The organism is Variovorax sp. Varisp41 (assembly GCF_047325085.1).
Lineage (GTDB): Bacteria > Pseudomonadota > Gammaproteobacteria > Burkholderiales > Burkholderiaceae_C > Variovorax.
In genome coordinates, this window is record NZ_CP168540.1 from 959,567 (window position 1) to 974,692 (window position 15,126).

General features: G+C 70.0%; 14 protein-coding genes. 7 read left to right on the plus strand and 7 right to left on the minus strand.

The window, feature by feature from the left end; translation table 11 throughout:
• The first annotated feature begins 78 nt into the window (after window positions 1-78).
• From clpS to ACEN9J_RS04545, 7 genes are all read left to right on the plus strand, one after another.
• The gene (gene clpS / locus ACEN9J_RS04515) at window positions 79-438 is read left to right on the plus strand and encodes an ATP-dependent Clp protease adapter ClpS (RefSeq protein WP_057594846.1); all 360 of its coding nucleotides are present in this window, start codon (window positions 79-81) and stop codon (window positions 436-438) included.
• 68 nt (window positions 439-506) lie between these two features.
• The gene (clpA, locus tag ACEN9J_RS04520) at window positions 507-2,828 is read left to right on the plus strand and encodes an ATP-dependent Clp protease ATP-binding subunit ClpA (RefSeq protein WP_057594828.1); all 2,322 of its coding nucleotides are present in this window, start codon (window positions 507-509) and stop codon (window positions 2,826-2,828) included.
• Window positions 2,829-2,939: 111 nt separating this feature from the next.
• Window positions 2,940-4,385 carry a cardiolipin synthase gene (cls, locus tag ACEN9J_RS04525; protein ID WP_261205597.1) on the plus strand — a complete coding sequence of 482 codons (1,446 nt, stop codon included), beginning with the start codon at window positions 2,940-2,942 and terminating at the stop codon, window positions 4,383-4,385.
• A gap of 46 nt (window positions 4,386-4,431) precedes the next feature.
• Window positions 4,432-5,874, plus strand: a complete 1,443-nt coding sequence (gene sbcB / locus ACEN9J_RS04530; RefSeq protein WP_413763439.1) for an exodeoxyribonuclease I — start codon at window positions 4,432-4,434, stop codon at window positions 5,872-5,874.
• Between the two features lie 64 nt (window positions 5,875-5,938).
• Window positions 5,939-6,334 (plus strand): DUF3574 domain-containing protein, encoded by a 396-nt coding sequence (locus tag ACEN9J_RS04535; RefSeq protein WP_413763440.1) that lies wholly within the window; start codon window positions 5,939-5,941, stop codon window positions 6,332-6,334.
• A complete protein-coding gene (locus ACEN9J_RS04540) occupies window positions 6,321-6,881 on the plus strand; it encodes a GNAT family N-acetyltransferase (RefSeq protein WP_261205600.1) in 561 nt (186 codons plus the stop codon). The genes ACEN9J_RS04535 and ACEN9J_RS04540 overlap by 14 nt, the downstream gene beginning before the upstream one ends.
• 104 nt (window positions 6,882-6,985) lie before the next feature.
• Window positions 6,986-7,840 (plus strand): NAD-dependent protein deacetylase, encoded by an 855-nt coding sequence (locus tag ACEN9J_RS04545; RefSeq protein WP_413763441.1) that lies wholly within the window; start codon window positions 6,986-6,988, stop codon window positions 7,838-7,840.
• On the opposite strand, the gene ACEN9J_RS04550 is transcribed toward ACEN9J_RS04545, so the two are convergent.
• Genes ACEN9J_RS04550 through ACEN9J_RS04580 form a run of 7 tightly spaced genes read right to left on the minus strand, consistent with a single transcriptional unit; the run spans window position 7,837 to window position 15,119 of the window.
• A complete protein-coding gene (locus ACEN9J_RS04550) occupies window positions 7,837-8,709 on the minus strand; it encodes an alpha/beta hydrolase (RefSeq protein ID WP_413763442.1) in 873 nt (290 codons plus the stop codon). The genes ACEN9J_RS04545 and ACEN9J_RS04550 overlap by 4 nt on opposite strands.
• Window positions 8,710-8,738: 29 nt before the next feature.
• Window positions 8,739-10,022, minus strand: a complete 1,284-nt coding sequence (locus ACEN9J_RS04555; protein ID WP_413763443.1) for an amidohydrolase family protein — start codon at window positions 10,020-10,022, stop codon at window positions 8,739-8,741.
• Between the two features lie 59 nt (window positions 10,023-10,081).
• Window positions 10,082-10,537: a hypothetical protein gene (locus tag ACEN9J_RS04560; RefSeq protein ID WP_057594822.1), complete on the minus strand. Its 456-nt coding sequence runs from the start codon at window positions 10,535-10,537 to the stop codon at window positions 10,082-10,084.
• On the minus strand, window positions 10,537-11,460 hold the full coding sequence (locus tag ACEN9J_RS04565; protein WP_057594821.1) for an ABC transporter permease: 924 nt from the start codon (window positions 11,458-11,460) through the stop codon (window positions 10,537-10,539). The genes ACEN9J_RS04560 and ACEN9J_RS04565 overlap by 1 nt, the downstream gene beginning before the upstream one ends.
• Window positions 11,457-12,524, minus strand: coding sequence for an ABC transporter permease (locus ACEN9J_RS04570; protein ID WP_413763444.1), 1,068 nt, complete (start codon window positions 12,522-12,524; stop codon window positions 11,457-11,459). The genes ACEN9J_RS04565 and ACEN9J_RS04570 overlap by 4 nt, the downstream gene beginning before the upstream one ends.
• Complete coding sequence (locus ACEN9J_RS04575; protein ID WP_413763445.1) at window positions 12,521-14,125, minus strand: ABC transporter ATP-binding protein; 1,605 nt, start codon at window positions 14,123-14,125, stop codon at window positions 12,521-12,523. Before ACEN9J_RS04575 ends, ACEN9J_RS04570 begins: the two co-directional genes overlap by 4 nt.
• Window positions 14,126-14,171: 46 nt before the next feature.
• Window positions 14,172-15,119 carry a 5'-methylthioadenosine/S-adenosylhomocysteine nucleosidase gene (locus tag ACEN9J_RS04580; protein WP_413763446.1) on the minus strand — a complete coding sequence of 316 codons (948 nt, stop codon included), beginning with the start codon at window positions 15,117-15,119 and terminating at the stop codon, window positions 14,172-14,174.
• Between the last annotated feature and the right edge of the window lie 7 nt (window positions 15,120-15,126).

Genomic DNA, 15,126 nt, shown 5'->3' on the forward strand with positions numbered 1-15,126 from the left:
CCTCTTGATTTGTCGAATTCTCGCCACCAGCTTTTCCCGAGCCGGCACGGCGCTTGCACGCTCTATAGAATCTTTTTCATGGCAACGAGAATTCCTTCGACCCCTCCCGCTCCACCGGTGCGCAAGCCGGCGCGAGACGACGGAGATTCGGTCGTCCTCGAGCGGCGTCCGCAGAAAACGGCGCCACCCCAGATGTACCAGGTGGTCATGCTCAACGACGACTACACGCCCATGGAGTTCGTGGTCGTCGTCTTGCAGGAGTACTTCAGCAAGGACCGCGAAAGCGCCACCCAGATCATGCTCAAGATCCACCTCGATGGCCGCGGCGTCTGTGGGGTCTATTCCCGCGACATGGCGGCCACCAAGGTCAACCAGGTGATGGAAGCCGCCAAGCAGGCGGGGCACCCTTTGCAATGTGTCAGCGAACCCGTGGAATGAACCTGTTGATTTAGGCAAGCTCCAACCCATCTGAGAACTTATTTACAGCAAGGCAAAAAGGAAATCACATGATTGCCCAGGAACTGGAAGTCAGCTTGCACATGGCCTTCGTCGAGGCCCGGCAACAGCGCCACGAGTTCATCACCGTGGAGCATTTGCTGCTCGCTTTGCTGGACAACCCGAGCGCCGCGGAAGTTCTGCGCGCCTGCTCGGCCAACGTCGATGACCTGCGGGCGTCGCTCACCAACTTCATCAAGGACAACACGCCCCAGGTGGCGGGTACCGACGATGTGGACACCCAGCCCACGCTGGGCTTCCAGCGCGTGATCCAGCGCGCCATCATGCACGTGCAGTCCACCGGCAACGGCAAGAAGGAAGTCACTGGCGCCAACGTGCTGGTCGCGATCTTCGGCGAGAAGGATTCGCACGCGGTCTACTACCTGCACCAGCAGGGCGTGACCCGCCTCGACGTGGTGAACTTCATCGCCCACGGCATCAAGAAGAGCGATCCGCCGGAAGCCGTCAAGGGCAACAGCGAAGCCTCCTCGAACGAGAACGAAGAAGGCGGCGGCGAGAAGAACGAGAAGGCCTCGCCGCTCGAACAGTTCACGCAGAACCTCAACCAGATGGCCAAGGACGGCAAGATCGATCCGCTGATCGGCCGCGAGTACGAGGTCGAGCGCGTGATCCAGATCCTGTGCCGCCGGCGCAAGAACAACCCGCTGCTGGTCGGCGAGGCCGGCGTGGGCAAGACCGCGATCGCCGAAGGCCTGGCATGGCGCATCACGCAGGGCGACGTGCCCGAGATCCTGGCCGAGTCGAACGTGTTCTCGCTCGACATGGGCGCGCTGCTCGCGGGCACCAAGTACCGCGGCGACTTCGAGCAGCGCTTGAAGGGCGTGCTCAAGTCGCTCAAGGACAAGCCGAACGCGATCCTGTTCATCGACGAGATCCACACCCTGATCGGTGCCGGCGCGGCCTCGGGCGGCACGCTCGATGCGTCGAACCTGCTGAAGCCGGCGCTCTCGAGCGGCCAGCTCAAGTGCATCGGTGCGACCACCTTCACCGAATACCGCGGCATCTTCGAGAAGGATGCGGCCCTGTCGCGCCGTTTCCAGAAGGTCGACGTGGTCGAGCCCTCGGTGCAGGAAACCGTCGACATCCTCAAGGGTCTGAAGTCGCGCTTCGAGGAGCACCATGGCGTGAAGTACGCGGTGGCCGCATTGCAGGCCGCGGCCGAGCTGAGCGCCAAGTACATCAATGACCGTCACCTGCCCGACAAGGCGATCGACGTCATCGACGAAGCGGGCGCGGCCCAGCGCATCCTGCCGGCGAGCAAGCGCAAGAAGACCATCAGCAAGACCGAGGTCGAGGAAATCGTCGCGAAGATCGCGCGCATTCCCCCGGCCAACGTCAGCAACGACGACCGCAGCAAGCTGCAGACGATCGAGCGCGACCTCAAGAGCGTGGTGTTCGGCCAGGACAAGGCGCTCGAGGTGCTGGCCTCGGCCGTCAAGATGGCGCGCTCGGGCCTGGGCAAGGGCGACAAGCCGATCGGCTCGTTCCTGTTCTCGGGTCCCACGGGCGTCGGCAAGACCGAAGCGGCCAAGCAGCTCGCCTACATCATGGGCATCGAGCTGATCCGCTTCGACATGTCGGAGTACATGGAGCGTCATGCGGTGAGCCGCCTGATCGGCGCGCCTCCGGGCTACGTCGGTTTCGACCAGGGCGGCCTGCTGACCGAGGCCGTCACGAAGAAGCCGCACGCGGTGCTGCTGCTCGACGAGATCGAGAAGGCGCATCCGGACATCTTCAACGTGCTGCTGCAGGTCATGGACCATGGCACGCTGACCGACAACAACGGGCGCAAGGCCGACTTCCGCAACGTCATCATCATCATGACGACGAACGCGGGTGCCGAGACCATGAACAAGGCGACCATCGGCTTCACCAACCCGCGGCAGGCCGGCGACGAGATGGGCGACATCAAGCGCCTGTTCTCGCCCGAGTTCCGCAACCGGCTGGATGCCATCGTCAACTTCAAGGCACTCGACGAGCAGATCATCCTGCGCGTGGTCGACAAGTTCCTGCTGCAGCTCGAAACGCAGCTGGCCGAGAAGAAGGTCGAGGTCACCTTCACCGACAAGCTGCGCAAGCACCTGGCGAAGAAGGGCTTCGATCCGCTGATGGGCGCACGGCCGATGCAGCGCCTGATCCAGGACACGATCCGTCGTGCACTGGCCGACGAACTGCTGTTCGGTCGCCTGACCGAAGGCGGGCGCCTGGAAGTCGACCTCGACGAGAAGGACGAGGTGCTGCTCGACATCCAGCCGCTGCCGAAGAAGGAAGGCAAGTCGAAGCCCGAAGCGGAAGAGGCCGCGGCCGGTTAAGACAAGCGAAGGAACTGGGCATTCCGTGGCCGGCGAGGCCGCGGAACCGCCTCCAAAGGCCGGTAGCATCGCGCTGCCGGCCTTTTTCTTTTTATCGGTCCGCCCCTCGCCTTGATCCTCCCCGAACTCAGTCCCGAATGGAAAACCGGCCTCTCCCTGGCATGGAGCGGCTACATCGCCGTGCTGTCGGTCTGGATCGTGATGCAGAAGCGCGCGCCGGTGTCGACGATGAGCTGGATCCTGTCGCTGGCGCTGCTGCCGTTCGCGGGATTCGTCATCTATTACTTCCTCGGGCCACAGCGCCTGCGCAAGCAGCGGCTCAAGCGCCTGCGCACCCGCGCGAACGCCAACGCGCAGGCCGACCTCGCGCGGTTGCGCGACGCGGCCGAGCATGCGCCGCCGGCGCTGCAGCAGATGGCGCGGCTGGGCACCGCGACCTGCGGCATCCCGGTATCGAGCGCCACCGGCGTCGAACTGCTCTCGGGCGGGGCGCGCACCTTCGACGCGATCTTCGAGGCGGTGCGCGCGGCACGCGACCATGTGCATCTCGAGTACTACATCTTCGAGCCCGACACCATCGGCACCGCGCTGCGCGACCTGCTGGTGGCGCGCGCGGGCGAGGGCGTGAAGGTGCGCCTGCTGATCGACGCGCTGGGCTCCAAGCGCATCGGCCGCAAGTTCATGGCGCCGATGCTGGCCGCGGGCGTGCAGGTGGCGCTGTTCCACGACACCAAGATCGGCCGCCGCCTGCGTCCCGTGACCAACTACCGCACCCACCGCAAGATCGTGGTGTGCGACGGCCGCGTGGGCTTCACCGGCGGCGTGAACATCACCGACGAGGAAGACAAGCGCACGCGTCCCGACGCCTACCACGACGTGCACCTGCGCGTGGAAGGCAGCGCGGTGCGCTGGCTGCAGACCACCTTCATGGAGGACTGGACCTATGCCACCGGCGAGGACCTGCACAGCTTCGGCGACGGGCTCGATGCCATGCTGCCGAAGGTGGAGGCCGGCGAGATCCCGGTGCAGATCGTCACCAGCGGGCCCGACAACACGCTCGAGGCCATCCACCGCATGCACGTCGAGGCGATCCACAACGCCAACCATCGCGCCTGGCTCACCACGCCGTACTTCGTGCCCGGCGAGCCCGCGCTGATGGCGCTCACCAGCGCCGCGCTGCGCGGTGTCGACGTGCGGCTGCTGGTGCCGCGGCGCAGCGACTCGGCCATCGTGAGCGCCGCCGCGCGCTCCTACTTCGACGAGCTGATCGCCGCGGGCGTGAAGGTGTGGGAGTACAAGGCGCGCATGCTGCACTCCAAGACGCTGGTGGTCGACGAGGACTGCGCGATGATCGGCACCGCGAATTTCGACAACCGCAGCTTCCGCCTCAACTTCGAGGTCTGCGCGGTGGTCTATGGTCCCGCGCTGACCCGGCCGCTGGCGGCGCAGTTCGAGACCGACCTGCACAGCTCGGCCGCGGTGCGCGCGCATCGGCCGCAGCCCTTCTGGCAACGGCTCGGCGACTCGATCGCGCGGCTGTCGTCGCCGCTGCTCTGAGTCCGGGCGCCGCACCCGGTATCCGCTTTCGCTTTCCCACAACGACATGACCGCTCAAACCTTCCTCTGGCACGACTACGAAACCTTCGGCGCCGTGCCGCGCCGCGACCGGCCCTCGCAGTTCGCCGCCATCCGCACCGACGCGGCGCTCAACGAGATCGGCGAGCCGCTGATGATCTATTGCAAGCCCGCGCCCGACTACCTGCCGAGTCCCGAGGCCACGCTGATCACCGGCATCACGCCGCAGCTGTGCCTCGAACGCGGCCTGCCCGAGCATGAGTTCGCGGCGCAGGTCGAGCGCGCCTTCTCGCAGCCCGGCACCATCGGCGTGGGCTACAACACCATCCGCTTCGACGACGAGGTCACGCGCTTCCTGTTCTGGCGCAACCTCATCGATCCCTATGCGCGCGAGTGGCAGAACGAATGCGGCCGCTGGGACCTGCTCGACGTGGTGCGCCTGACCTATGCGTTGCGGCCCGACGGCATCCAGTGGCCGAAGAAGGAGGACGGCAGCGCCAGCTTCAAGCTCGAGGACCTCGCCAAGGCCAACGGCCTGCTGCACGAATCGGCGCACGATGCGCTGTCGGACGTGCGCGCCACCATCGCGCTGGCGCGGCTGATCCGCAACACGCAGCCCAAGCTGTTCGATTTCGCCTTCGCGCTGCACCGCAAGGACCGCGTGGCCACCGAGCTCGGCCTGCCGGCGGTGCGCGAGACCGCGAAGCCCTTCCTGCACGTCTCGGGCATGTTCCCGGCCGAGCGCGGCTGCCTGGCCGTGATGTGGCCGCTGGCCAGCCATCCCACCAACAAGAACGAGCTGCTGGCCTGGGACCTCGCGCACGACCCGAGCGAACTGCGCGACCTCGACGCCGATACCGTGCGCCTGCGCATGTTCACGCGCGCCGCCGAGCTGCCCGAGGGCGTGGTGCGGCTGCCGATCAAGGGCGTGCACCTCAACAAGTCGCCAATGGTGGTGGGCAACCTGCGCACGCTGGCGGCGCCCATGGCCGAGCGCTGGGGCATCGATCTCGACACGGCCATGCGCCATGCCGCCATCGCGCGCGACCTGCCCGACATGAGCGCGATCTGGGCCAGGGTCTACGAACGGCCGAAGGAGGATGCGCCCGATGTCGACGAAGACCTGTACGGTGGTTTCGTCGGCAACGGCGACCGGCGCCGGCTCAACCAGCTGCGCGCGCTCTCGCCGGCCGAACTCGCGAGGGACCGCACCGGTTTCGACGACGGGCGGCTCGAGGAGATCGTGTTCCGCTACCGCGCGCGCAACTGGCCCGAGACGCTGAGCGAGGAAGAGGCACAGCGCTGGGAAGAACACCGCGTGGCGAAGCTGTTCGACGGCGAGGGCGGTGCCCGCACGGTCGAGGGGCTGTTCGCCGAGATCGATGCGCTGTCGGAGACCGTGGACGAACAGGGCGAGGAACTGCTGGGCGCGCTCTACGACTACGCGGACGCGATCGCGCCGTCGCGTTGAACCTGCGGGATCGTTCATGCCGATGCCGTCGACGCGACGACTCCCACGCGGGCTCGCCGCCGCGATGCTGGCGCTGTCTCTGGCGGGATGCGGCTCGCTCCCCGCATCGCCAGGTGCAGCGGCCTGTGCCCCAGGCCTCTCGCCCTTCGAGCGCGACACCCTCTATTTCGGCCGCGCCATCCCCACCGGCGGCCAGGTCTCCGAAGCCGAGTGGCTGCGCTTCCTCGACGGCACCGTGACCCCGGCGTTCCCGCAAGGGCTCACCGTCATCGACGCCGTGGGCCAATGGCGCGGCGACGCGGGCGCGGTGGTGCGCGAGCCCTCGAAGATCGTGGTGCTGCTGCATCCGCGCGACGACAAGGCCGACGCGGCCATCGCCCGGGTCATCGCGGCCTACCGCCAGGCCTTCGCGCAGGAGGCCGTGCTGCAGGAAAGGCAGGCTGTCTGTGTCCGGTTCTGAACAGAACTCCGAGGCGGATGTCGTCCGGCGGCTGGTGCCGGCCGACGCCGTGGCCTATCGCGCGCGCATGCTCGATGCCTACGAGCGGCATCCCAGCGCCTTCACCTCCACGGTGGCCGAGCGCGGCGCCTTGCCGCTGCGTTTCTGGGAGGAGCGGCTGGCGTCCGGCGATGACACGGCCGACGTGGTCTATGGCGCCTTCGACGCCAGCGGGCTGGTCGGTGCGGCCGGTCTGAGCTTCGAGCGGCGCGAGCGCGCGCGGCACAAGGCGACGCTGTTCGGCATGTCGGTGGCCGAATCGGCCCGGCAGGCGGGCTTCGGCCGCCGGCTGGTGCTGGCGCTGCTGGACCATGCGCGCCAGCGGCCGGGCCTGCGCCTGGTGCAGCTCACCGTGACCGAGGGCAACGACGCCGCCCAGCGGCTCTACGAACGCTGCGGCTTCCGGCCCTTCGGCGTCGAGCCGCTGGCGATCGCGCTCGATGGCCAACTGCTGGGCAAGGTGCACATGTGGTGCGACTTGCTGCAGCCCGGCCAGGCGCGGGGCTGAAGCCCGGGGCAGGTCGAGCGCCGAGCGGCACCATTGCGGCCGCAACGGCGGTCCTGATTTCCCCCGAGCGCGCGTCCCCGGGCCCGCCCCCGTATGCTCCCCGCATGAATGCCACCGCCGCTGCGCTCGCCGATTTCGCCACGCGCCACCGCAAGCTGTTCGTGCTGACCGGCGCTGGCTGCAGCACCGAGTCGGGCATCCCCGACTATCGCGATGCGCGCGGCGAATGGAAGCGGCCCGCGCCCGTGACCTACCAGGCCTTCATGGGCGAGGAGGCGACACGGCGCCGCTATTGGGCGCGCAGCCTGATCGGTTGGCCGACCATGGCGCTGGCCCGCCCCGCGGCCGCGCACCTGGCGCTGGCACGGCTCGAGGCCGCGGGCCGCGTCGGCCTGCTACTGACCCAGAACGTCGATGGCCTGCACGAGGCCGCCGGCAGCCGCGCCACCATCGACCTGCACGGGCGCATCGACACCGTGCGCTGCATGGGCTGCGAACGCCGCCAGCCGCGCGCGCAGCTGCAGCGCGAGCTGCGCGCGCGCAACCCGCGCTGGGCCGCGCTCGAGGCGCGCGCGGCGCCCGACGGCGACGCCGACCTCGAGGGCCACGATTTCTCGGCCTTCGACGTGCCGGCCTGCGCCCATTGCGGCGGCCTGCTCAAGCCCGATGTGGTGTTCTTCGGCGAGAGCGTGCCGAGGGAGCGTGTCGCCGCCGCCTTCGCGGCACTCGAGGCCGCCGATGCGGTGCTGGTCGCGGGCTCCTCGCTGATGGTCTATTCGGGCTTCCGCTTCGTGCAGGCGGCCGCGGCGGCCGGCAAGCCGGTGGCGGCGGTGAATCTCGGACGCACGCGGGCCGACGAGCTGCTGGCACTCAAGGTCGAGCGGCCGGTGGGCGAGTCGCTGGCGGCCCTGGCCGAGGCGCTGGCGCCCGAACCGCGCGCGGCTTGGCGAGCTAGCTAACGCAGCGAGCGGATGAAGTCGTCCACCGCCGAGGTGTAGCCACCCGGCAGGCCGAGTTCCGCATCGATCTCTCCATGCGACAGGTCCTGCGGCAGCAACTCGGCGCGGCCGCCGCTCGCGGCCACCCGGTCGGCGAACGCGCGGGCCTGCGCGCAGGAACCGTCGCGCCGTTGCGTCGAGCACACGAGCAGCAGCGGTGCCGTGCCCGGCGCGAGCTGGTCGGTCGGCGACACGCGGCGCCAGAAGGCGGGGTCGGCGCCGAACACGCGGTCGTAGAAGCGCAGGTGCGGCCGCTGCATCAGCGCCGCCGTGTCGAGCGCGGCGCTGTCGAGCGCGACCGTGGCGAGCCAGGGCCGCACGCCCTCTTGCCGCGCGAGCGGCGCGGAGGCAGCGAGCAGCGCGACCAGGTGCGCGCCGGCCGAGTGGCCCATGAGTACGACGCGGGCCGGGTCGCCGCCCCAGGACGGCGCCTGCGACTGCACGGCCGCCAGCGCGCGCGCCACGTCCTGCGCCTGCTGCGCCACGTCGACCTGCGGCACGAAGCGGTAGCCGACCGACACCAGCACGAAGCCCCGTTCGCGCACCCAGTGCTCGACCTTGGGGCCGACGACCGAGGCCGCCGCCTTGTCGCCGAACATCCAGGCGCCGCCATGGACCATCACGAGCACCGGGGCGGCTTCGGCGCTGGCCGGCAGGTAGACGTCCATGCGCTGGCGCGGATCGGGGCCGTAGGGCAGGTCGGCGATGCGGCGCACCCCTGCCGCGGGCGACGCGGCCGTCGATTCGGGTTGCGCCGCGGCCGGCAGCGGTGCCACGCATGCCGCCGCCAGCAGCAGCAGCACGAGCACGCGGGGCACGAGGCGTTTCATCGCGGCGTGTGCGTTGCCGGCGCCAGGACTCAGGCCTTCTTCGCGAGCATCCAGCTCGTCGCGTCGCCACGGCCCGGCAGGTGCAGCGCGGCCGTCGCCGCCGGCGTCTCGGCCAGCAGCCGGCCCTTGCGGAACACCTTCAGGCGCGTCGCGCGCAGCCGGATCGCCTCGACCGGATCGCGTGCCTGCAGCAGCACGAAGCTCGCATCGCGGCCGGCTTCGAGGCCGTAGTTCTCGAGGTGCATCACGCGCGCGGCGTTGGTGGTCACGGCCTCGAAGCACTGGCGGATGCCGGCCTGGCTGGTCATCTGCGCCACGTGCAGGCCCATGTGCGCCACCTCGAGCATGTCGCCCGAGCCCATGCCGTACCAGGGGTCCATCACGCAGTCGTGGCCGAAGGCGACGTTGACGCCGGCGGCCAGCAGCTCGGGCACGCGCGTCATGCCGCGGCGCTTGGGATAGCTGTCGTGGCGGCCCTGCAGCGTGATGTTGATCAGCGGGTTCGACACCACGCTCACGCCGGCCTCGGCGATCAGCGGCAGCAGCTTGCTCACGTAGTAGTTGTCCATCGAATGCATCGAGGTGCAGTGCGAGCCCGTGACCCGGCCCTGCAGCCCCAGGCGCTGCGTCTCGAAGGCCAGGGTCTCGATGTGGCGCGAGAGCGGGTCGTCGGACTCGTCGCAGTGCATGTCGACCAGCTTGCCGCGCTCGGCCGCGATCTCGCACAGCCGCTTCACGCTGGCCGCGCCGTCGGCCATGGTGCGCTCGAAGTGCGGAATGCCGCCGACCACGTCCACGCCCTTGTCGAGCGCGCGCTCGATGTTCTCGAGCCCGCCCGGGATGCGCAGCGCGCCGTCCTGCGGAAAGGCCACCAGCTGCAGGTCGAGGTAGGGCGCCACGCGGCGCTTGACCTCGAGCAGCGCATCGACCGCCAGCAGGCTGGCATCGCTGGTGTCCACATGCGAGCGCACCGCGAGCAGCCCCTTGGCCACGGCCCAGTCGCAGTAGGCCAGTGCGCGCTCGATCAGCGCCTCGGCCGTCAACAGCGGCTTGAGCTCGCCCCACAGCGCGATGCCCTCGAGCAAGGTGCCGCTCTGGTTGACGCGCGGCAGGCCGTAGCTCAGCGTGGCGTCCATGTGGAAATGCGGGTCGACGAAATGCGGCGCGACCAGCTGGCCGGCGGCATCGAGCGTGTCGTGCGCCGGCGCGGCCAGTCCGGCCGTGATTTCGGCGATGCGGCCGTCCTGCACGGCGATCGACATGCCGGTGCGGCCGTCGGGGAGGGTGGCGTTGGTGAGGAGGAGGTCGAGCATCGTGCGGGCTTGCGGATCGTTGTGGGGAGATTCGGCCTGGCGTGGCCGGTCGGCCGATCTCAGCGCGTGCGCTGCGGCCGGAAACGGTACTGGCCCGGTGCCGGGCCGACCTCGATGGTCACGCGCCGCAGCTTGTCGTCGTGCCCCGAGTCGGCCTTGGCCGTGAGCACGATGCCGCGCGGCGTGGCGCGGCAGGTCAGGTCGCTGAGCGCGATCTCGGCATGGTCGTTGTCGAGCTCGGCAATGGCCACCGTGTGCGCGGCCTGCAGGCTGCCGTTGGCGTCGCGCGCCATCCACTGCACGTAGAGGAAGGACTGCGCGTACTGTTCGGCGTGCACCACGCGGTAGGTGCCCTGGTGGTTCGGTCCCCAGGCGCCGCAGAGCTGGACCCAGGTGACGGCGTCGGGCGTCTTGAAGCTGTCGTAGCCGTAGTCGCTGCCCAGCGCATGGGCGCCCGGGCCGCCGAGTACCAGCAGCGCAGCGAGACAGGCCGCGCGCAGGCCGGTCGCGGTCATCAGCGCTCCCCCTTGCGGTAGGGCTTCATCAGCGCCTGCGGATAGCTGGCCTTGCGGGCCACGAGCACCAGGGCGAGGATCGACAGCAGGTAGGGCAACATCAGGTACAGCTGGTAGGGCAGGAAGGCGTCGCCCGATTGTTGCAAACGAAGCTGAAGCGCGTCGAAGAAAGCGAACAGCAGCGCACCCAGCAGGGCCTTGCCCGGCCGCCACGAAGCGAACACCACCAGCGCGACGCAGATCCAGCCGCGGCCGTTGACCATGTTGAAGAAGAAGGCGTTGAAGGCCGACAGCGTGAGGAAGGCGCCCGCCACGCCCATCAGCGCCGAGCCGGCCACGATGGCGCCGGTGCGCGTGGCCGCGACCGACACGCCCTGGCTCTCGGCCGCCTGCGGGTTCTCGCCGACCATGCGCAGCGCCAGGCCCAGCGGCGTGCGGTAGAGCAGCCAGGCCACCGCGGGCACCAGCGCCAGCGCGAGCAGGGTCAGCGGCGTCTGGGCGCCGAGCACCGGGATGTGCAGCCATTCCATGGGCGCGAAGGGCACGATGGTCGGCGGCGTGTTGACCTTCGGGAAGCTCACGCGGTAGCCGAAGTAGCTCAACGCGGTCGCGAGCATGGTGATGCCCAGCCCCGACACGTGCTGCGAGAGCGCCAGGCCCACGGTCAGGAAGGCATGCAGCAGTCCGAACACGGCGCCCGTGAGCGCCGCGATGCCCACGCCCGCCCACAGCGGCGCGCCCAGGTACACGGCGAGCCAGCCGGTGAAGGCGCCCGCGACCATGATCCCCTCGATGCCGAGGTTGAGCACGCCGGCGCGCTCGCACAGCAGCACGCCGAGCGTGCCGAGGATCAGCGGCGTGGCGATGCGCAGCACCGCGACCCAGAAGGCCGGGTTGGCGAGGATGTCGAGCAGCTCGGTCATCGGCTCCTCCGCACGCGGTACTGGGTCAGCAGGGTCGCCACCAGCACCGCGATCAGCGAGGCGGCGACGATCACGTCGGCGATGTAGGTCGGCACGCCGACGGCGCGGCTCATGGTGTCGGCGCCGACCAGCACGCCGGCCACGAACACGCCGGCCGCGATCACGCCCAGCGGATGCAGGCCGGCCAGCATCGCGATCACGATGCCGGTGTAGCCATAGCCGGGCGACATGTCGAGCGTGACGTAGCTGGTGCGGCCCGCGACCTCGATCGCACCCGCCAGCCCGGCCAGCGCGCCCGACAGCAGTGCCACCGAGACCACGGTGCGCGTCACCGGCACGCCGGCGAAGGCGGCGGCGCGCGCATTGGCGCCGACTGCGCGGATGTCGAAGCCCAGCACCGTGTACTTGAAGACCGCCCACACCATCACCGCGAGCGACACGGCCCACAGCAGCCCTGTGTGGACGCGGGTCTGGGCGATCAGCTTGCCGAGTTCCAGGTCCGACTGCAGCGACACGCTCTGCGGCCAGCCCATGGCGGTCGGGTCCTTCATCGGCCCGTCGAGCAGCGCCGACACGCCCAGCAGCACGATGAAGTTGATCAGCAGCGTGGTCACGACCTCGTCGACGCCGAGCCTGTTCTTCATCAACGCCGGGCCCAGCAGCATCAGCGCGCCGGCCACGGCGGCGGCCAGCATCATCAGCGGGAACAGCAGCCAGGGCGAGAGCTCGAAGCCGGTGCCGCCATGCATGCCGCCCACGGCAACCGCGGCCAGCGCGCCCGCGTAGAGCTGCCCTTCGGCGCCGATGTTGAACAGCCGCGCCTTGAACGCGACCGTGGCGGCCAGCCCGGTCAGGATCAGCGGGATCGCGCGCGTGAGGGTCTCGCTCCAGGCGAACACCGAGCCGAAGCCGCCCTGCAGCAGCAGGGCGTAGGTGCGGCCCACGGGCGCGCCGGCCCACAGCACCAGCAGCGCGCTGATCGCGAGCGTGAAGGCGACCGCGCCGATGGGCGCCAGGACCAGCGCGGTGCGCGAGGCCTGGTGGCGACGTTCGAGCCGAATCATGGCGTGGCCTCCTTCGTGGTGGAGGCGGTGGAGGCGGTGGCGCCGGCCATCGCCAGGCCGATCGCCTCGCGCGTCCAGGCCGAGGCGGCGCGCGCCTCGCCCAGGTGGCCGCCGTGCATCACCGCCACGCGGTCGCCGAGCGCCAGCACCTCGTCGAGGTCGTCCGAGATCACGAGCACGGCCGCGCCGGCATCGCGCGCGGCGATCAGCTGCTGCTGCACATAGGCCACGGCGCCGATGTCCAGGCCCCAGGTCGGCTGGTGCGCCACGATCAGGCGCGGGGCCTGGGTCGGGTACTTGCGTTCCTCGTCACGGTCGGGCTCGGGCTGCTCGGGCGGCAGCAGGGCGCGGCCGAGGATCAGCTTCTGCATGTTGCCGCCCGACAGCGATCGCGCCGGCGCCATCAGGCCGGCACCGCGCACGTCGAAGGCCTGCTCGATGCGGCGCGCATGCAGTCGCGCGGCCGCGCGCTTCACGAACATCGCGCCGCGCGAGAACACCGGGCTGCGCAGCCGCTCCGACACCGCGTTCTCCCACACCGGCAGGTCGCCGACCACGCCGACCGCATGCCGGTCCTCGGGAATGCGCGCCACGCCGCGCTGCACCAGCCGCGCGGGCGAGGGCGGCAGGGCGCGGCCCATGAGCTGCGCGCGGCCCGCGGTGGCGCGGCGGGTGCCGCACAGCAGCTCGGCCAGCGCCACCTGCCCGTTGCCCGAGACGCCCGCGATCGCGGTGATCTCGCCCGCGCGCAGCGTCAGCGAGACCTCGCGCAGCCGGTCCTGGCCGCCGCTCTTCGAAGCCGCGGTGCTCACGCGGTCGAGCACGCAGACCGCGTCGCCGACCGACTTCGCGGGCCGGCGCCGGGGCGCCTCGACCGCGTGCCCGACCATCCACAGCGCGAGCTGCGCCTGTGTCGTGCCGGCCGTGGCCGCCTCGGCCACCAGCTTGCCGCCGCGCAGCACGGCCACGCGGTGCGACACGCGCAGCACCTCGCCGAGCTTGTGGCTGATGAAGATCACCGACAGGCCCTGCGCCACCATCTGCGAGAGCGTGGCGAACAGCGCCTCGCTCTCCTGCGGCGTGAGCACGGCGGTGGGTTCGTCGAGGATCAGGATGCGCGCGCCGCGGTACAGCGCCTTGAGGATTTCGACCCGCTGGCGCTCGCCCACCGAGAGGCTGCCGATGGTCGCCTCGGGCCGCACCGGCAGCCCGAAGCGCTGCGCCACCTCGAGCAGCCGGGCGCGCGCGGCCGCGCGGCGCGACAGCGGGCGCCACAGCGGCTCGGTGCCCATGGTCACGTTGTCGAGCACGCTGAGGTTGTCGGCCAGCGTGAAGTGCTGGTGCACCATGCCGACGCCCGCGGCCAGCGCGGCCTTGGGGTTGCCCGGCGCGAGCGGCGCGCCGAAGACCTCGATGCGGCCTTCGTCGGCGACGTAGTGGCCGAACAGGATCGACATCAGCGTCGACTTGCCGGCACCGTTCTCGCCGAGCAGCGCCAGCACCTCGCCGGCACGCAGGTCGAGGGAGATGGCATCGTTGGCGACCAGGCTGCCGAAGCGCTTGGTGATGCCCTGGAGGCGAAGGACGGTCGTGCTGCTCATGAATCTCTGGTTCCTTCCCCGCGTCGGTCCCGCGGGGCAAGGGGTGTCACTTCCACGCAGCCAGGAACGCCAGCATGACCTTCGCGGAGTTGTCCGCCGCGATGTTCATGAAGGTGCCCATCTCGTTCTCGCCATCGCCCCCGCCGGCCAGGTCGCTGAGCGAGCGGAAGGCGATGTACGGCACGCCGTTGCTGTAGGCCACCATGCCCACGGCCGCGGTCTCCATGTCGAGCACGTTGGCCTGGAAGGTCTTGAAGGTGTATTCGCGCAAGGCCTTGTTGTCCATGAAGGCCTGGCCCGAGACGCCGTTGCCGCCCACCACGAGTTGGGGCTTGCGCGCCAGGCACTTGCCGGCGCTGCAGCTCGCGAGGTCGACGTTGCGGATGCCGCGCGCCACCTCGAGCATCCTCGGGTCGGCCTCGAACCAGAACTTGCGCTCGATGCCGGGCCGCGCGGCCGAGCGCACCTCGACCGGGCGCGGGAACATCATGCCGAAGTTGGGCAGGGTGGCGTCGGTGATGAAGGGCGGGGCCGCGTACTTGCCGGGCGCGGTCTCGCGCGCCATCAGCACCTCGAGGTACTGGCCCCACTGGGCCGGCACCGTCACGTCGCCGACATGCAGCGCGGGGTTCACGCCGCCCGCGATGCCGCTGAACACGATGTTCGTGACGCGGAAGCGGTTGAGCGCGAGCTGCGTGTTCATGGTCGCGTTGGTCATGCTGATGCCCGAGAGGAACAGCACGACCGGCTTGCCCTCGAGCGTGCCGGTGGTGAATTCGACCCCGTTCACACCGTGCTTCGCCGCGCCCTGCAGGCGCGCGAGCAGCAGCTTGAGTTCGGGCTCGAAGGCCGAGATGACCGCGATGCGCGGCGTGTCGTCGAGCCGGGTGCCGCTGTTGATGCTGACGCCGGTGCCCTTGTAGACACCGACGCAGCCCGCGAGGCCGAAGGCCAGCACACCGGCCGCGAGCAGGGAACGCCAGCGCGGGGTCATCGCTCGG